Source organism: Candidatus Eisenbacteria bacterium (assembly GCA_026388185.1).
Taxonomy (GTDB): domain Bacteria; phylum Eisenbacteria; class RBG-16-71-46; order JAFGJU01; family JAFGJU01; genus JAPLKG01.
Genome location: JAPLKG010000005.1, coordinates 106,170 through 125,000, shown reverse-complemented (window position 1 = coordinate 125,000; position 18,831 = coordinate 106,170). Strand labels below are relative to the sequence as shown.

Below are 18,831 nucleotides of genomic sequence, written 5' to 3'. Positions count from 1 at the left end.
AAGTCTTGGCGTTTCTCATCACATCTTCATGACTGAGCTGCGGCCTGGTCTCGCTGAGCCCGCTCGGGTCCCCCACCATGCCCGTGTAGTCGCCGACGATGAGGACGACTTGATGCCCCAATTCCTGGAATTGCTTCAACTTTCTTAGGCCCACCGTATGCCCCAGGTGAACGTCGGGAGCAGTGGGATCGAAGCCTTGTTTGACCCGCAGAGGGCGATTCTCCCGGACGGCTCTCTCGAGTTTCGTGAGCATCTCGCGTTCGGGAATGATCTCCTCCGTTCCCGTCTTGATAATCCTTAGCTGTTCATCAACCGGAAGCCACTTCATTTGAACGTCCCTCTAGGTATCCATCACTCTGCGGTTCAACGCTCCGCGTGGTCGCCTGGCCGCATTACCCCTTGATTCGGCTATCACAATGGACTAAAGTGAACAAAAGGCACGTCTGTTTGATCGTGACGGTTCCGCAGAACCTGCCCGATAAGGCCAGAGAGCAAAGAAAAGGTCCAGCGCACACAGGGGGAAGATCTTTCGATGAAAGAAACACGCGCCAGAAGCGTCTACACAAAGTACACCGTTTCCTTTCTGGTGATGTCCCTCTTTCTCCTGGCCGGCATCCTCTTCAGTGCGTTCCGTTGGGCCAGCATGGGACTTCCCTCGCCCCAAAAGCTACAAACCATTGAACCCGCTGTCAAGACTGAAGTATACGACGCAAGCGGAAAGCTCGTCCACGAGTTCTTCAAGGAGAACCGTTCCCTCGTGCCGCTCAACAGAATTCCCGGCAATCTGGTCAACGGAATAATCGTTGTCGAAGACAGACAGTTCCGCAGGCACTGGGGCATTGACATTTTTGGAATAGGACGTGCCGCCGTCAAGAATACCTTCGCGGGAAAGGTCCGCGAGGGAGCAAGCACCATAACGATGCAGCTCGCCAGAAACCTCTTCCTCACTCGCGAAAGAACCATGAGTAGAAAGATCAAGGAGGCAATACTCGCCCTCAGAATAGAAAGGATGTATTCGAAGGACGAGATTCTGCAGATGTACTTTAACCAGATCTACTTCGGCGACGGCGCATACGGGGTGCAGGCTGCTTCGCGCATATTCTTCGGCAAGAACATAGAGGAGCTCGACCTTCCGGAGTGCGCTCTGCTTGCCGGCCTGCCAAGAAATCCGAGGGAGTATTCTCCGAGACGTCACCCAGAAGTGGCTCTGAGACGGAGGAACCTTGTCCTGAGTGTGATGAGGGACGAAGGCATTATCACCAAAGAAGAATACAGTTCTGCCGCGGACGCCCCGCTCGGGGTGACTCCGGGCAGGATGAGCGCAAATCAGGCGCCTTACTTCATCGAGGCCGTAAGACAGTATCTGGACGAGAGATACGGAACCAACCAGATCTACGAGGGCGGCCTCAAGGTCTACACGACGCTTGATCTGAATCTGCAGAGAGCCGCTGAAATGGTTTTCGAGAAGGACTTGTGTGAGCTCGAGAAGACGATGCAATACAAAGTGCAGCGCTGCGAGCTGACGTCGGAAGAGCAGACCAGGGCCAGACAAAGTGATTTTACTTCCTACGTCCAGGGCGCGGTCGTGATGATCGATCCTCGCAATGGCTATGTCAGAGCGCTGATCGGGGGCAGGGATTTCAGGGACAGTCCCTTTAATCGCGCCATTCAAGCCAAGCGCCAGCCCGGCTCTGCCTTCAAGCCTTTCATCTATACCGCCGCCATTGACAACCAATTCAAGCCGACGGACTTGATTGAAGACGAACCCGTGAATTTCTTGGGAGCGGGAGGCAGGTTCTGGACGCCTCAGAACTACGACGCCACATTCAGGGGACCCGTAACGCTGAGGTACGCGCTTCAGCAGTCGATAAACATCCCGGCGATCAAGCTTCTGAGGAGTCTGGGGCCGACGACGGTGGCTTCGTATGCAAGAAGAATGGGGGTGCGTTCACCCATAGCAAATGATCTTACGATTGCGCTGGGAACTTCGGAGGTCTCGCTGATCGAGCTCACCTCGGCCTTTGCAGTGTTTGCGGACCAGGGCATAAGAGCCGAACCGATCATGGTGCTCAGAGTGGAGGACAAAGAAGGAAACGCGCTCGAGAAGAACAGGGCTCGCACCGAGGAGGCTCTGAGCGCTCAAACCAGCTACATAATGACGAACATGCTCGAGAGCGTGATCAACCACGGAACAGGCTACGACGCAAGGCTGAGGGGCTTCCTCGAACCTGCGGCAGGAAAGACCGGAACGACCGATGATTTCACGGACGCCTGGTTCGTTGGCTTCACTCCTCAGATCGTAGCGGGAGTCTGGGTGGGTTTTGACAAGAAGAAACCCCTCGGCCCCGGTATGACAGGCAACAGGGTCGCTCTCCCGATATGGACCGACATCATGCTGGCCGCGAGCAGCCTCTACAAGTTCACGGATTTCCCTGTGCCCGAGGGTGTGACCTTTGTGGAAATCTGCGCAAAGTCGGGTCTGCTGGCACTCGACACCTGCCCGAAGAAAACCACGGAGGTCTTCCGCGAGGGGGAAGAGCCTACGGAATTCTGCTACATGCACGCCGGAGGCCAATCACGCAAGGATCTTTCGGAAGAACTGATGAGGAGAAAACCCAAGAAAGAGGGCGCGTGAAGGTGCGTCATGGCTGTTCGCCGGAATTGCTAGCCGGCGGAGGGCAATCTGCTCAAGACTAGCTTTCGTCTCTGCGCGGCCTGCTCACTCAACTTGAAGGCCTCGCCCACCTTCCTCGTGACGTTCCCGCGAGCAGGATTGAAGTGAACGTCCGCCAGGGGGCTTCCACCAGAGACTTTGTCCCCGACCTTGGCTCTCAGCAAGAACCCCACCGACTTGTCCACTTCGTCATTGCGCAAGCGTCGCCCACCGCCCATGTCGATGCACAATTCGCCAAGGGCTCGTGCGTCTATGCTAGACACAAAGCCGTCGCGCTCAGCGACGACCGTCTCGACCCGCGGCGCGCGAGGAAGAAGCGACGTCTCGTCCACCACTCCGACCTCTCCACCCTGCGCCTCGACGAATTGCCGGAATTTCTCGAGGGCCTTGCCTGAATCAAGTAATCTCTCCAGACGATTTCTAGCGTCTCCGCGGTCACTCTCGGCACCGGCGAGAAGGAGCATTTCAATTGCCAGCTCAATCGTGAGTTCACGGAGGTCACTGGGCCCTTCACCCCGCAAGCACTCAAGGGCTTCCTTGACTTCCAGGGCATTTCCGACGGCGCACCCGAGAGGTTCATCCATATTTGTGATAAGGGCCCTGCCCGTCTTACCAAGCAATGCGGTGACACGAACAAGCTCTCGTGCGAGTTTCTCGGCCTCGGAGATGTCCAGCATGAAAGCGCCGCCGCCACATTTTACGTCAAAAACGATCGCGTCTATTCCTGCGGCGAACTTCTTGCTGAGGATACTGCTGACGATGAGGGGAACGGATTCTACCGTGCCGGTCACTCCTCGAAGGGCGTACATTCCCTGGTCTGCGGGCACGAACTCGTCACTCTGGGCGGCTATGGCAAACCCAACGCTGCCCACGATCTCAACAAATTCCTTTGATGTGAGGAGGGTCTTGAGCCCAGGAATGGACTCAAGTTTATCCAGAGTGCCGCCGGTGTGACCGAGAGTCCTTCCCGACACCATCGGCACCTTTACGCCCGCCGAGGCAACAAGAGGCGCAAGCACGAGCGAGACCTTGTCTCCCACCCCGCCGGTGCTGTGCTTGTCGACCTTCTTCCCTTCTATGCCCCCGAGGTCCAGTACCTTGCCGGAGTTTATCATGGCCCGCGTAAGGCTCACGGTCTCCTCCAAGCCCATGCCCCTGAAAAACACCGCCATCAGGAACGCCGACATCTGGTAGTCGGCAACGGCCCCTTCCGCAAAACCCTTGATGAAAAACTGGATTTCCTCTTCCGTAATGGGTTTCCCGTCTCTCTTCTTGGCAATTATCTGGCAAGCGTTCATCAAATCCTCTCCAAAAGCGTATCAGACCGTCACGCAGATCCTATTATCTTTATGCTCGCGCTCGTGCCTATGCGGGTCGCTCCGGCCTCCACCATTTTCTTCAAATCCTCTGCCGTCTTGATACCGCCCGCGGCCTTCACTCCCATCTCCTCGCCGACGACCTTCCTCATCAGCCGTATGTCCTCAACGCTCGCGCCCCTGGGTCCAAAGCCCGTCGAAGTCTTCACGAAGCTCGCGCCCGCGGCCTTGGTCAGAGCGCACGCCTTTATCTTCTCTTCATCGTTGAGATACCCCGTCTCCAGGATGACTTTCGTGACCACACCCCTCCCGCACGCTTCCACGACGCCCCTCACATCATTCTCCACGTAGCGGTAGTCTCCGGATCTCAGTGCGCCCACGTTTATCACCATGTCCACTTCCCTCGCCCCGTCACCGACGGCTCGCTTTGCTTCAAACGCCTTCACGTCGCTGCGATTGGCACCGTGAGGAAAACCTGCCACCGAGCAGGCCTTCACTCTCGCGCCGGCCCTGTCCAGTCTCTCTGCAACAAGGCGCACGTGCCACGGCTGAACGCATACGGCCGCGAAGCCATGCTTGATGGCCTCGTCGCACAATTTCGCTATGTCGTCCGTGGTGGCGTCAGGTTTTAGGAGCGTGTGATCTATGAGAGAGGCTACCGCCGCATCTCTGGGAGTGACGCCAATCGTAGAGGAAACCCTGGAAGCTCCCGCGTCGAGGAGCGCCGCCACGGCACCGGGCCTGCGCGTGACGCACTGACCGCAGCCGATACATCTGTAGCAGACTTCGTCGGTCTCCGGTCGAACCGACTGGCCTACATCGAGCCTCCGTAGCACCTCTCTCGCTATTCTCTCTACAAGCTCCTCGTTATGCATAATTACCTCTCAACGATTACTACCCAAAAACCTACGCGCGCCTCGCACGTCCACAAGAAAACCGGGCTCGGACGCGTACGCGGGCGGTCGAACTTACTCGCCGGCTAGAATTTCTCGAACGGAAACGGAAGGAGTTCAGAGAGTTTGAATTCCTTCTTCGCACCTTTGAGATTATGTATTGACACCCCCATGTCGCCGCACAACTCCCACATCACTTGTCTGCACGCCCCGCAAGGTGAAATGGGCTCGGCGGCCGAAGAAACAATGGCGATTTCCTTGAATTTTCTCTCCCCGTGCGCGATGGCCGAGAAAAGCGCCACTCTCTCCGCGCAAATGGTCAGACCCAACGAAGCCGTCTCGATATTTGACCCTGCATAGATTTTCCCGCTTGCAGCTCTCAACGCCACGCCAACCTTGAGCTTCGAAAAGGGAGCCCTGCTGTTCTTCATGGCCTTCCTTGCGATTCGAAATAGATCAGTCTTTGCTGCCAAATCCAATCTCCTTTGCAAAGCTAGTTCCCTTCCCGGTTCCGTCTATACCCATCAGATCCGCAACGGTGGCTCCCAGATCTGCGAAGCTGGTTCTCGTGCCGAGATTCACTCCCTTCCACAGTCTCCGACCGTAGACCAGAACCGGGACGTACTCGCGTGAATGATCAGTGCTGGGAGTCGTTGGATCACATCCGTGGTCACCCGTGATAAACAATACATCATCAAATGAGAGCTCGCTCAAGAAACCTCCGAGCCAGCAGTCGAATTCCACCAGACCCTGCGCGAATGCCTTCACGTCGTTTCGATGTCCCCACAGGGTATCAAAATCCCCAAGATTGGCCAGCACAAATCTCTCCTCAGAATCGCCGAGGCCAGCCGTAAGAGCCCCCATCCCTTCGGTGTTTGACTTGGCTCTGATCTCGCGCGTGAAACCGCGTCCGGCGAAAAGGTCGGCCACCTTGCCGACGGCCAGAACCTCAACACCTTTAGTCTCGAGAATGTCTAGAATTGTATCGCCCGTCGGTGGAATTGAGAAATCCTTTCTTCTCGTGGTCCTCTGATAGCTGCCGCTCTTCCCCGAGAACGGCCTCGCAATCACTCTCGCGACGCCGTGTTCGCCGATCAGAAAGTCCCTGGCCACGATGCAGTAGTCGTAGAGCTGCTTGACTGGAATCACGTCTTCATGAGCGGCGAGCTGAAAGACACTGTCCGCGGACGTGTAGAGAATGGGACAACCCGTCTTCACGTGTTCGTCCCCGAGCAACTTGATAATCTCGGTGCCGGAGTAAGGCATGTTTCCGATCACGCGCCGTCCAATTCTGGTCTCGAACTCTCGAACGACGCTCTCGGGAAAACCGTTTGGATAGGTCGGAAAGGGTCTTTCCAGAATGACACCCATGAGCTCCCAGTGGCCCGAAGTGCTGTCCTTGCCGGGAGACCTCTCTTCCAGTTTCCCGTAGGACGCCTCCGGATTCGTAATGGCACTCACGCCTTTGAAATTCCCGAGGTGACCCAGGCCGAGCCTCTCCAGATTGGGCAGAGAAAGCCCACCCATCGCCTGGCAGGTGTTCCCCAGCGTGTCGCTGCCGGCGTCGCCATAAAGCGCGGCATCCGGAAGCTCCCCTATACCGACTCCGTCAAGTACTATTACGATGATACGCATTGGATGTAACGAGGGAAGTCGAATGGAAATCGTCAAGAAGGCCCTGTGTTCTTCTCGGTTCTTTCCACTCTTGTGAGACTCGCGTACTTCAGCAGGAGCTTTCTCTGAGATCTGTCGGACGAGAACGATACCACGACTCTCTGGCTGTCTCCTTGGCCCGACGTCTCAAGCACCAAGCCCTGGCCGAAGACTTTGTGGCTCACCCTGTCTCCCACATTAAAGGCTTCTTCTCTCCGCACTCATCTCACCCTCTTTCTTCAGACATGGCCGGGACAGAGATGTAATGCACTGCAGGTTGACAGTACTCACCGCCCTCGGTTGGCCCAACCTCCTTCCGTTCGCCTACGAGTGTAATCACCTTGGCCGGTCGTTTGTTACGAATGAACGTCCTTACGACTCTCTTTCCTATCGAGCACAGTATCTCATAACTGACGGTCCCCGCTTTGAGAGCGACTTCGTCGGCGGTAATCTCCTCGGCGCCCTGCCTCCCGAAGAGAACTACTTCATCCCCTTCTTTCACGTCAGGCACGTCGCTCACGTCAAGCATAGTGAGGTCCATCGTCACCCTTCCGACGACCGGAGCACGCTTACCCCGAACAAGCATCTGCCCGGCGTTTGACAAGCTCCAACTATATCCGTGTCCGTAGCCGACGGGCACGACTCCGATCAACGAGTCTTTCGGCACGCGGTAGGTTCTGCCGTAACTGATGTAGCTCCCGCTGCTCACGCGCCGCAGCTGCACGATGCAGCTCTTGAAGCTCATCACGGGCCTGACTTCACATGTAGAAGCTCCTTCGCCGGCCGGGCGCAACCCGTAGACCATGAGACCCGGCCTCACCATGTTGAAAAGGGATTGAGGCACGTTGAGGATGCCCGCGCTGTTTGCGGCATGAACGATCTCGAATGTGATTCCGTCTTCTTTGAGACGAGAAAGGAGAATCTCAAATCTCTCGAGTTGTCCCCGCGCGAAGCTTAAGTCTTGGTTCTCCGCGTCGGGAAAATGCGTGTAGATTCCCTCCATCACAACGTTGGGCAAGGAGGCGACGGCTTTCAAATTCTCGTACGCCGAATCGTAATCGAATCCAGTCCTTCCCATGCCAGTGTCGACTTCCACATGAAAGGGGGTGGTCTTCGACCGCTTCTGGCTCGCTTGCGAGAGCTTTCGCGCGAAATCGAGACTCGAAATCGAAGGGCGCAGTCCGTAGGTGATGATCTCTTCGATCTCCGAAGAAAGTGAAGGGCTCAGGATGAGCACGGGAGCCGATACTCTGGCCTTACGCAACTCGATCGCTTCGTGGAGCGTCGCAACGCCCAGCACGTCTACGCCTGCTTCAAGTGCGGCTCGAGACACCTCTACCGAACCGTGACCGTAGGCGTCGGCCTTCACGACCAGGCATATCTTCGTGCCCGGGCCGGTCATCCCCTTCAGGAGAGTGATGTTCCCGGCAAGACAATCGAGGTCTATTTCAACCCAGGCTGGGAATTTCATGCGTTGCTCCCGTTACCCGTTGCAGCAACAGTTGGTCCGGCACCGCGCCGTTTGCTCGTCGGTACGGCGGCCCCACCTCGTGTGTTCCTTGGTTCGGCAGCGACTTACTTGCCCCTGAGTTATACCACAAGGCGGCTGAGAGCGCAAGCAGGCGACTCGCGAAAGACGCAACCGGCCTCCCACTTCACTATTCATGCTGGACGCTAACGGCATTGTGTGATATAATGCCGATTGGACTGGCATAATGCAGTTTACCAGCATAACTCAGTGAGTGACATAATGCCGGAGATGAGAATGTCTCACGCGTCTCCATCGCATCCTCTGCTAATAGAACAATCTGAGCCTCATCGTCTTCCGATGGGGCTCTTGTGTTTTGGCACCTAGTTGCTTAGAAAAGTCTTTCCCCCGTTGCTCTTTCCTTTCCTGGTAACAGGGTCGGGACCTGCAACACTGCGATCTTCCTATCAGATACGAGAGGTATCTCCATGAAGAAGCTCGTCGTAGTTTCGCTTGTTCTGGTGGTTGCCATTCTGGCGACGGCGGCCGTTGCCGGAGCCAAGGAGATCGAGAGAAAAGTCCCCGTCATTGATGAGGCAGTCGGCGTAGTCCCGATGGGTCACGTATTCGGCCTGAATGCGGCAATGGCGGGCACGGACACGTTCTACTACGGTGGAACGGTCATAGCGGGTGGCGACACTTTCGCTGCCGCGCCTGCCGCTCCCGGTTGGGCGAACCGGAAGATGTGGACGTGGAGCCCTGGCGGCTTTAACGGCACTCCGCACAGCGGTCTCAATATGGACGGCTGGAGGGGCGTCGACCTAACGGATCAAGCAGAGGACTACATGCACGTGGTGAGTGACACGAGCAGCAATCCCTATCTCAACATCGGGACGTGCGTGCGTTCTGGTCACAAGTCTCTCTTCTGTGGCGTGACGAGCCAACAGGCTTACGATCTCTGCTACGTTAACCATACTGGCACTGGCTACGGCAACAACATGTATCAAACCGTTGTGACGGGTAGTTACACCTACGCTTCCGGCGACAATATCACTCTCGCCTACGACTACCACAACGAGAGTGAGGCTGGGTTTGACTATGGTTACTGCATCTTGCAGATCTACGACACTGGCGCCAGTGAGTGGGTGGACTACGACACGATGGCTACGTACGACGATGTGGTAAGCGGCAGTGAGAGCATAGACGTTGATTTGCACCTGGCGTCGTTGACTCCGCCAGTAGATTTCCGCATCGCGTTCAACTTTGATTCTGACGGTGGGTACTCTGACCAGGACGGGTACAACCCGACGACATGCGGTGGTCTGGAGATTGACGACTACGCGCTTACCATCAATTCGGCAGTTGACAGTGAGAACTTTGAGGTAGTTGCAGACGGAGGGTTGCCGTCTGGCTGGGCGCATTACTATGCAGGTTACGGTGACTATGCTCACGTGAAGCACATCAACGATCTGCCCATTTTGCCGAACCAGGATGTTTGCTATGCATGGATTGGTTCTGAGTGGTGTGGGATTGCGGACAGTGTGTTGGTGTTCTACGATGAGAACCACCTTACCTACCCACATCCGCTGTATCAGAACAACTTTGCGTATTCGCCGGTGATTGATTTTTCTGATCATCCCGGGTTGGCCGGCAAGTTGATGACGTGCGAGAGGTTTGGGTACTCGCCGCTCGCCATGTACATCTTCTTCGTCTTCGAGACCAGGTATGCGCCTGCGTGCGAGTCTGGCGGTTGGAGCAGGTGGTTGAGCGACGGTTACGTGTACTACACGGGAGAGACCGCGACATGTCGTGCGGTGACCTTCGACCTATCGACGTTGATACCGCCGAGTGCCGAGAAGGCGCAGATTGCTTACGGTGTGGTCAACTACTGCGAGGAAGCGATGGATGAGCCTGTGTGTTCGTACACGTGCAACGTAACGCCGTACTTTGACAACGTGTCGTTTGGTTTGTACGGGTCGGATGTAGCTCCGTACATCAGCATGAGAGAGCTGGATTATTTCCAGGATCAGTTTGCTGAGGACGGAACGCTCAACCCGGCGAGCACGGCCGATACCAGGGTGGCGGGTTACTTGGGCGACTACCTCCTCAACCCTCCGATCTTTGGGGACACGATGGTGTGCCATGGTGGTGCGGATAACATGGAGGTTTGGCTTACCTTCCGTATGGCGGCAGTAGGGCCACAGCAGCCTGTTACCCATGCGTTCTTCACTACGTGGTTTCCGACAGCGACTGCGGGTGCATGGCAGTCTGCCAGGATGGACACGGCAAGGGTGACTGCTTCTCCCACAACGACTACCACGGTGGCGAAGACCTGGATGACGGCGTTCCACGAGGCAGATCCTGTCAGGATAGCTAACGGGTTGGCGGAAGGTACGGAGATACTTCCGAACAATTTGTTTGTACCTGGTACGAGGATTGAGTTCTTCCTCAAGGCTCGTTACACGGGTTCTGGCGACTGGTTCTTGCTTCCTGACACGGCGGGTGGAGTTGCCGAGGAGTTCGAGATTCTGCCGATGTACAGGGACGACGGTGAAGGTGGCGTGCAGTGGCCGTGCTTGATAGTTGCAGATCATTTTGGTCGGAGAGGTAACGCGGGTTTGAGGAACTCTGACAGGATCGGTCAGCATCTGACGGCTAACGGTTTCTACTACGACACGTTCAGCAAGTTGGGTCCGACGAGTGATTTGAGGAACGGTATCGGTCGTTGGGCAGCTAACGCAGGTCAGGTTGGTGGACCAGGGACCGACAAGTACAACTGGGGTCCTGGTGCCACGCTTAACCAGATGCTTGCCTACACGCACTGCATGTTGAACGCCGGTACGCAGCTCAACTACAGTATGTATCAGCAGGACGTTAACCTGATCAACAGCTGGTTGGTTACATACTCGAACATTGACACGCCCAGGTTCTTCTGGATGAGTGGTGACTGTGTTGCGAGGAATCTCTATAACAACTCCACTTGGGGTAGACCGTTCCTCAACAACATCCTGGGTGCTACGAGCTTGTACAGCAACTACGCGTCGAAAACGAGTGACTACACCTACTGCTTGCCTGTGAGAGGCGTAGCGGGCGGTGCGTTACCAGACACGACGTTGTTTGTGGCTCGTACGAACGGGTGTTTGAGCACGTTCAACGTGATCGGACTTTCTGGCTCTGCACCCAATGCGAAGACTGAAAGGAAGTACGATTCGCAGGCGACGATCAGATACGCGGTCGTCAGCAACGCTGTTAGCGTGGTTGGTGGTCCATCCTACCAGACGTTGACAGAGGGATACGACAACTGCGTGATCAGGACCGACGGCTCTCTCGGCTACCCGCTCTGCGGTAACGACAACGTCATGACCGGCTGGTTTGCTACTGTACTTGGGTGGGCAAACTATTCGGCGTCGAGCTGGTGCGATCCGTCACTCGTTGACGTCGATCCTATCAGTGGGACACCGCCGGCCGTGAGGACGTCGTTGGCGCAAGCGTATCCTAACCCGATGAACCCGACTGCGACGATATGGTACACCGTAGGCGCACCTGGCAAGGTGAGTCTGAAGGTGTTTGACGTTAGTGGTAGGGTGATCAGGACGCTGGTAGAGAAGGCAGAGGCGACTGGTCGTCATTCGGTGATTTGGGATGGTACGACGGATCGTGGAGAGAAGGTAGCTAGTGGTGTGTTCTTCTATCAGCTTAACGCTCCTGGATACAGTGGCGCTAAGAAGATAGTGGTACTCCAGTAATTAGCGACGATCCGAGCCTGCGTCTGCTCCGAAGCTGAGCGCGCCCGACGTCGCTCTGTTTCCACTGTTTCTACTGTTTGTGCTGCATCTCTTTGAACCCCGGATTCGGATATGCTAAGCTCTCCCGGCGAGTAACGATCTACACGAAAGGTCACTGTGAAATGTTGTAAGGAGGTCCCGATGATTCGGAAGAGTGTCCGCCTGATTCCGCACCATCTTTACGCTCGTAAGAGGCTTGTCGCGCGAAGGCCACTCGCTCGCGACTTCGCACTAAACCTTCGGACTGCGGGTCTGCCGGCGCCGGCTCTGCTCACGCTGGGTCTGCTCGCAGTGAGTCTATTCGCAGCCATTAGTCCATCCATCGTCCCGAGCCTCAGCGCTCAAGGGGCTGTCAGCTCCGTCCCCACAGCTTCTGAAATCGCCATCTCCTCTCGGGCGGTCCCAGAGGCCATCGTCGCCTCTTCCACGGCCCCTGAAGCTATTCTCGCCTTTCCTACGGCCGCCACGGTGACGAAGGCCGACAGCTATTTTGTGACGCTTGCCAAGGACTACTTCGCGTGGGACTGTGAGAACCACCCTGTGCACGCCACTTACATCGGCGTACACGACTTCGACGGAGAGCTTGACGACGTTAGTCCGGTGGCCATCAAGAAGGAAGAAAAGGCAACGGCCGAATTCCTGAAGAAACTCTTGTCCTTCGATCCCTCGGAGCTGAGTGCCACGCATCGCTACGACTACGTAATTCTGAAGGATCACCTCGAGTACGAACTTTTCTCGATGAGGGAGCTCAAAGAGTGGGAGAAGTCTCCGCTCGCCTACACCGACATCGCGGGCGGCGCCATCCGCTCTCTCTTGAGCAGAGACTTCGCGCCACTGGACGTCAGACTTAGAGCGGTAATCTCGCGCTTGGACAAGTTCCCTCGTCTTCTTGAGGAAGCAAAGGCGAACATCAAGTCATCTTCGCGGGTAGCCACCGAGACGGCCGCGAGGCAAAACGAAGGGCTCATATCCTACATAGAAGAAGACGTGAGACGCACGGCTTCGCTCGCACCGGCTCTGGAAGAGTCAGTCAGAGTCGCGTCCGACGTCGCAACGGAAGCGCTCGAATCCTTCGGAACTTATCTCGAGAAGGATCTCCTTCCTCGTTCGACGGCAGATTATCGTCTCGGCAAGGAGCTCTACGCGAAAAAACTGCGCTACGCTCTGGGAGGAGATGTCACCACCGACGAGCTGGTGGCAAAGGCTCGAAAGAGATACGAAGAGGTGAGGAAGGAGGCCATACAGCTCTCGCGCAAGATCCACGACGACATGGTGCGCGAAGGGCGTCTGAAAAATCATGTTCACGGCCAGGGAGTTGCGGCTGACGAGGAGATCGCCAGGGAAGTTTTTTCTGAACTTGCGAAAGACCACGCAGAGGCAGACGGGCTGCTCGATCAATGCAAGCAATACTGCGCTCAACTCGAGAGTTTCATTCGCAAGAAGGACATCATTGCGTTGCCTGCGAACCAGAAGCTGGACGTGGAGTGGACGCCGGAATTCGAGAGAGGCGTGGCGGACGGAGGGCTCGAGTCTCCGGGACCGTTTGACGCAAACCAGAAGGCATTCTTCTACGTGGCTCCTGTCCATGAAGAGTGGACAAAGGAAGAGAAAGAGTCGTTCTTGAGGGAATACAATGACTACCTCGAGATGATATTCTGCATGCACGAAGCGCTTCCGGGGCACTACGTCCAGGGCTGGTACGCCAATCGCTTCCCCTCTCTAGTGAGAGCGATGCTTGAGAACGGTGCATTTGTGGAGGGCTGGGCCGTCTACTCCGAGCAGATGATGCTCGACGCAGGCTACGGAGCTGGTGACCCCAAACTTCAGCTTTCGGAGCTCAAGTGGCTCTTGAGGGTGATCATCAACGCCATCATCGATCCGGAGCTTCACACCGGCGCCATGACCGAGAAGGAAGCCATTGATCTCATGATTCACGGCGGTTTTCAAGAGGAGAGAGAGGCCAACGGAAAGATCGTGCGCGCTTCTCTCACATCGACCCAGCTCACCACGTACTTCGTGGGGGTCGACGGAATCCGTGACATAGAGAGACTCTACAGAAAGAAGATGGGTGAGAACTACAGCCAGAGGGAATTCAACGAGAAGCTCTTGAGCTTCGGCTCTCCACCTCTCAAGTATCTGAAAGAGATGATGCTGGAAGAAACTCAATAAGAGGAAGAAATGGTCAGACGGAGACCTAGCACCAGTAAGATCGACAAACGGAAAAGCGCCGGCCTCACTCTCGACAGTCTTTTTTCTCTCTCCAGGCGGTTGCGCGGAAAGGACGGTTGCCCCTGGGACAGGAGTCAGACGATAACGTCGTTGACCCCGTACGTTCTCGAGGAGACGCACGAGCTGATCGACGCCATCGCGGCCGAAGAGAACGACAAAGTGAAAGAAGAGCTCGGCGACGTGATCTTCCTTCTCATCTTCTGTATAGAGATTGCCCAGGAGCAGGGGCTCTTCACCCTCGCCGACGTCGTCAAGAGCACCGACGAGAAGATGAAGAGGCGGCACCCGCACGTCTTCGCAAGAGAAAATCTCAAGGAACGCGAGGAAGTGCTCAAGCAGTGGGAAGAAATAAAACTCCGAGAAGAGCCGGAGCAGACGTCCTTGCTCGAAGGGGGTTCTCCGACTCTCTCTCCTCTCGTGGCCTCTTTTCGGCTTCAGGAGAAGGCGGCCGCCGTCGGATTTGATTGGCCTACCACGAACGAGGTGGTCGCCAAGATAAGGGAAGAACTCAAAGAGCTCGAGGAAGCTCTCTCCAAGGGACGCGAAGAAGAGGTAAAGAGTGAAATCGGAGACCTGTTATTTTCCATCGTGAATGTGGCGAGAAAAACCGGAGTCAATCCGGAGATATGTCTCAGGGGGACCATGGAGAAGTTCCGGAGGAGATTCGCCTCCATCGAACGCGCACTCCGAGAGAGAGGAAAGAGTCCCACCGACTCCACGCTCGAGGAAATGGACGCGCTCTGGAACTTGGCCAAGGAAAACGAGAAAAGCTAGGGTTCAGAACGACGCGCTCGGCGCGATCTCCGACGCGGTCTCTCACAACGTCCGGCCTGTCGCGCCAGCGCTCCCTCAATCTCACTCGCCGCTTCATCCACGCACCGCACCCGCCGGATCGCAGCGACTCACCTGTAGTCGCTATTTGGGACAGCCGCCGTTACTCTCCGGACCGGGCTGGTTGGGGCACTTGTCGTCCGCGTCTATGATTCCATCAGCGTCATTGTCGATGTCGGGACAGCCGTCATCATCCTGGAACCCATCTCTGTCTTCGGCGAGCGTTGGGCACTTGTCCCTCGAATCCGGCACGCCGTCATTATCGGAATCGACTTCTTTCGCCGGCGCCGGCTTCATTTCCGCCGGTTGCACGGGCTGTTCCGGCTTCACCTCACCGATCGAATCCGGACAGCCGCCGTTAGCCGTTGACCCAGGCTGATCCGGGCACCTGTCCAGCGAATCTACAATGCCGTCACGGTCGTTGTCGAAGTCAGGACAACCGTCGGAGTCTTGGAAGCCGTCCAGGTCTTCAGGCTGATTGGGACACTTATCGACCAGGTCAGGCACTCCATCATTGTCATTGTCGGGGTCAGGACAACCATCTTCGTCCTGGAATCCGTCGAAGTCTTCTCTTTCCGTCGGGCAGAGATCTTGGGCGTCGGGGATTCCGTCCCCGTCAGCATCGTTTCCGAAGACCGCGGGTGTGAAGTCAAGACCCAGGGTAATTCCCCACTCCGGGAAAGCCTCGTCGGGATTGAACACGGTATTGCGGTCGTCCACTGAGAGCCGTATGTCAACGGCTGCAGTGGCAACTAGATCAAACGGAAGTTTCACCTTCGCACCGGGAGTCAAGAAGACGGGACTCTCTTTTCTTCCCGCCACGCCGGAACCTTGAACGAATTGCTCCGTGTACAACTCCGTGAACAGGGTCACACGAGAAGACGGAAACACGAGGGCCAACCCGCCCGAGACTACGTCGTTGTTATCGAGGCTTCCTGGAATCGAGAAAAGATATGATGGAAAGCGTGCGCCTCCCTCTTCGCCGTTGATCTGGTAGCCGGCGTTCGCAATCAGTTTCAAGGGAGACAGCGCCCTCACCTGGCTCAGGTCGACGCTTGCGCACAGGCGGGCGAACAGATTCGTAGAACCGCTGGTGAACAGTTTTTCGCCAGTGGCGTTGCCCGGCAACCACAGCACCATGTCATTCCCTGTCGGCAGAGACGCTCCAGCTTCAAAGCCGAGCGAGAATACGTCACTCTCGAGAGGCAGCTTCATCTTGAGACCCAATCTGGCGTCACCCACCCCGCCATGATTCACACTCTGTTCGTCCCTATCGGGAAGCTCCTTGTACTGCCACAGCGTGCCGTTTCCTGGCAGCACCGCGAAAGCTTCGAGCACCTCGGCGAGTCCATATCTTAGGCTCAGGTCGCCCACGGCGAAGTGCTCCGTCACAGAGTGAGCGGTCGGAGACATCCTGCGATAATAGTTCCCGAAAAGCCCTACCGACCAACCACCTTGGGGCAAGATCTCAGGCGAGGAAAGCCGCGCCAGGCCATCCGTGCCTTGCAGATTGGCTCTCGCGGTCCCGGCAAAGGGATGCAGCGAGAACGCAAGGCAGGCTAGAAAGACGCACGCAAGGAAAAAGGTAAATCTCTTGGGGCTCACATTTCTTCCGGAAACTAGAGTGGATGACTTCATGACCAACTCCTTACGCCGACTCTCTTCGTGCTCCACTTTCCTCGTGGCCACTTCCGTGGTCTGGCTTTCGGACGATCTTGCTTAGCCGGACGACGCAATGCAGATGTCAGACCAAGCGATGCAGTGCCGGTGACAAACTAGAGGCTGGAACTGGAAAAGTCAACAGAAATAGGTGATGTCGACCGCCGCCGTCACCCGTTACCACACCTTTAACGTGACACACTTGAGGTATTCGCTCACGCGACCGGGCAGTTGCATCGGGTGGTCCTTCGATTGCGAGCGTATCTCAACGATCTGCACTTCCCTTCTCGCCTGGCTCGCGGCCCTGGCCAGAAGGCTGAGAAACATCTCTCTGTCAACGTTGTGCGAACACGAGCAAGTAACAAGCACTCCCCCGGGATTCACTAGCTTCATGGCGGCCGTGTTCAGCCTTTCGTAAAGCTCGACTCCCGCCCTGAGTTTCCCTCTGCTCTTCACAAGTCCGGGAGGATCAAGAACCACTACGTCGAATCTCTCTCCTGCAAAATGAAGCTTGCGAAGATAGGAGAAACAGTTCTCCTGAACAAAGGAACACCTCTCCGGCACGCCGTTCAAGAACGCGCACTGCTTGGCCATCTCAAGGGCGCGCGGTGAGGCGTCAACAAGTACGCTTTCGACGGCGCCCAATCTTGCTGCGTCTACGCCCCAGGCTCCACCGTAGCAAAAACAGTCCATCACTCTCTTGCCAAGAACGACGTCTTCGAGGACCGAACGATTCTCACTCTGATCAAGGTAGAGACCGGTCTTCTGGCTGTTGAGCAAGTCCACGATTGTTAGAAGAGACATGTCCTTGAGGAGAAGAGGGGCGCTGCAGGAACCTCTGGCCACCGTTTTTTCTTGAGGAAGTCCTTCTTGTATGCGCGCCGACGTGTCATTTCGCAGGACGATGGCAGCGGGGTTCAGCAACTCCTCGATCACGTCAAGCAGGATTTCCGTCTGCCTTTCCATCCCCAGAGTAGTTATCTGCATCGCTACGCAATCCAGGTAACTGTCCACGACAAGGCCTGGCAGGAAGTCGCCTTCACTGAAGACGAGTCGCAACGCGTCTCGCCCTGCCGCAAAGGTCTGCCTGTACTCGATTGCCCGTCTCATGCGCTCGCGGAAGAACGCCTTGTCGATTTCTTCGGGTTCGCGGGTGAGAATTCTGATCGAGATCAGGGACTGCCTGTTGATGTGTCCCCTGCCCAAAAAAGTGCGACCGTGGCTGTAGACGTCGACGAGGCCGCCGTCTTCGATAGTTCCCTCGGATTTCTCGATCTCGTTACTGAAAATCCAGGGATGGCCTATCCTCTGTCTTCTGTCCTCGTTCTTCTTGAGAAAAACTCTGGGTAGTTGGGGCACGAGTGGCCGCCTTTCCCTTTGTCTTCAGGAGAAGACTGCGGGTTTCAAGACCGCACAAAGAGACCGATGAGTCTGTAAATGAGTTTCGCCGCCAGAAAGTCGGGCGACACAAGACCAGGTATCGGCCTGAGCTCAGTCACGTCAAAGCCAACAACGTTCTTCCTGCGAGCAAGCGTTCCCATGAGGCTTACGACCTGCTCCCATGACAATCCGCCTGGTTCGGGCGTCCCGGCAGAGGGCACGATAGAAGGATCGAACACGTCAACGTCCACCGTAACGTAGACTTCGTGCGGGAGTTTGTCGAGGCATCGGGAGAATTCACGGACGCGTGAAGGCCGCAGCGAGAATACTGGCGAGGATTTTCTCGAAGATTTCAAGAAGTCATCCTCTTCCTCAGACATAGACCTTATACCAACCTGAAGCAGAGGACACATTTCTGCTAATCGTCTTCCGGTGCAGGCGTGGCTCAGCTTGGTTCCCTGGTACGAGTAGCGTAAGTCTGCGTGCGCGTCGAATTGAACGACCCCCATGGATTTCCATTTCTTCTTGAGCGCCCTGACTCCGCCCACCGATAATATGTGGTCACCCCCCAGCAGAATCACGAACTTGCCCAGCTTGACGTATTGGCTGACCGTGTCCGCGACGTCGCTCAGCATTTCTTCTGGGCTCGAAGTCACAGGATCCAGAAAAGAAAGCGTGTGGATACCGACGGAGCATGGCGAAAAGCCAAGTTCTTCGTCGAAAAGCTCCATGCTTCTTGACGCCGAGATGATTGCCTGGGGCCCCTCCCTGCTTCCGGACAAATAGGTGGAAGTGGAGTCGTACGGAACCGGAAGTATCACAATACGTGACTTCTCCAGAAGGGACAGGTCGCCCTCGAGGGCGCCGAAATTGAAAGGCACGAAGTGAGGCTCTCGTTTTTTCTTGGTCATGGAAACCGATGTCCTTGACGTGAAGGCCTGCC

Annotated in this window: 14 protein-coding genes (1 of these 14 cut by a window edge); 4 read left to right on the top strand and 10 right to left on the bottom strand. The window is 56.2% G+C overall.

The genetic code is table 11. The features are described 5' to 3' along the window. Positions 1-328: the 5' portion of a tyrosine--tRNA ligase gene (tyrS, locus tag NTX17_02315; protein MCX5800212.1), read on the bottom strand. 914 nt of this gene lie to the left of the window's left edge; the window shows 328 of its 1,242 coding nt (coding positions 1-328); it begins with the start codon at positions 326-328; its stop codon lies off the left edge, out of view. A 204-nt stretch (positions 329-532) separates the two neighbouring features. On the opposite strand from tyrS, the gene NTX17_02310 reads away from it, so the two are divergent. Further along, positions 533-2,635 carry a PBP1A family penicillin-binding protein gene (locus NTX17_02310; GenBank protein MCX5800211.1) on the top strand — a complete coding sequence of 701 codons (2,103 nt, stop codon included), beginning with the start codon at positions 533-535 and terminating at the stop codon, positions 2,633-2,635. Positions 2,636-2,664: 29 nt separating this feature from the next. Here NTX17_02310 and NTX17_02305 read toward each other — a convergent pair whose 3' ends face one another. The 6 genes from NTX17_02305 to alr all read right to left on the bottom strand — a co-directional run bounded on the left by NTX17_02305 (position 2,665) and on the right by alr (position 8,007). After that, positions 2,665-3,972, bottom strand: a complete 1,308-nt coding sequence (locus NTX17_02305; GenBank protein MCX5800210.1) for a thymidine phosphorylase — start codon at positions 3,970-3,972, stop codon at positions 2,665-2,667. 29 nt (positions 3,973-4,001) lie between these two features. After that, positions 4,002-4,676: a deoxyribose-phosphate aldolase gene (deoC, locus tag NTX17_02300; GenBank protein ID MCX5800209.1), complete on the bottom strand. Its 675-nt coding sequence runs from the start codon at positions 4,674-4,676 to the stop codon at positions 4,002-4,004. A gap of 293 nt (positions 4,677-4,969) precedes the next feature. Beyond that, entirely contained in the window at positions 4,970-5,356 is a 387-nt protein-coding gene (gene cdd / locus NTX17_02295) for a cytidine deaminase (protein MCX5800208.1), read from the bottom strand. Then, a complete protein-coding gene (locus tag NTX17_02290; protein ID MCX5800207.1) occupies positions 5,340-6,518 on the bottom strand; it encodes a phosphopentomutase in 1,179 nt (392 codons plus the stop codon). Before NTX17_02290 ends, cdd begins: the two co-directional genes overlap by 17 nt. A gap of 32 nt (positions 6,519-6,550) precedes the next feature. Next, positions 6,551-6,721 (bottom strand): hypothetical protein, encoded by a 171-nt coding sequence (locus NTX17_02285; protein MCX5800206.1) that lies wholly within the window; start codon positions 6,719-6,721, stop codon positions 6,551-6,553. Positions 6,722-6,762: 41 nt separating this feature from the next. Beyond that, positions 6,763-8,007 carry an alanine racemase gene (gene alr, locus NTX17_02280; GenBank protein ID MCX5800205.1) on the bottom strand — a complete coding sequence of 415 codons (1,245 nt, stop codon included), beginning with the start codon at positions 8,005-8,007 and terminating at the stop codon, positions 6,763-6,765. A 485-nt stretch (positions 8,008-8,492) separates the two neighbouring features. Between alr and NTX17_02275 the strand changes: the two genes are divergently transcribed. From NTX17_02275 to mazG, 3 genes are all read left to right on the top strand, one after another. Further along, the gene (locus tag NTX17_02275; GenBank protein MCX5800204.1) at positions 8,493-11,750 is read left to right on the top strand and encodes a T9SS type A sorting domain-containing protein; all 3,258 of its coding nucleotides are present in this window, start codon (positions 8,493-8,495) and stop codon (positions 11,748-11,750) included. A 180-nt stretch (positions 11,751-11,930) separates the two neighbouring features. Next, entirely contained in the window at positions 11,931-13,958 is a 2,028-nt protein-coding gene (locus NTX17_02270) for a DUF885 domain-containing protein (GenBank protein ID MCX5800203.1), read from the top strand. 9 nt (positions 13,959-13,967) lie between these two features. Next, positions 13,968-14,792, top strand: a complete 825-nt coding sequence (gene mazG, locus NTX17_02265) for a nucleoside triphosphate pyrophosphohydrolase (protein MCX5800202.1) — start codon at positions 13,968-13,970, stop codon at positions 14,790-14,792. 141 nt (positions 14,793-14,933) lie between these two features. Here the strand turns inward: mazG and NTX17_02260 are convergent, their stop codons facing one another. The 3 genes from NTX17_02260 to speB all read right to left on the bottom strand — a co-directional run bounded on the left by NTX17_02260 (position 14,934) and on the right by speB (position 18,799). Further along, positions 14,934-16,487 carry a thrombospondin type 3 repeat-containing protein gene (locus NTX17_02260; GenBank protein ID MCX5800201.1) on the bottom strand — a complete coding sequence of 518 codons (1,554 nt, stop codon included), beginning with the start codon at positions 16,485-16,487 and terminating at the stop codon, positions 14,934-14,936. 198 nt (positions 16,488-16,685) lie between these two features. After that, positions 16,686-17,867: a class I SAM-dependent rRNA methyltransferase gene (locus NTX17_02255; GenBank protein MCX5800200.1), complete on the bottom strand. Its 1,182-nt coding sequence runs from the start codon at positions 17,865-17,867 to the stop codon at positions 16,686-16,688. A gap of 44 nt (positions 17,868-17,911) precedes the next feature. Further along, a complete protein-coding gene (gene speB / locus NTX17_02250; GenBank protein MCX5800199.1) occupies positions 17,912-18,799 on the bottom strand; it encodes an agmatinase in 888 nt (295 codons plus the stop codon). Positions 18,800-18,831: the final 32 nt, after the last annotated feature.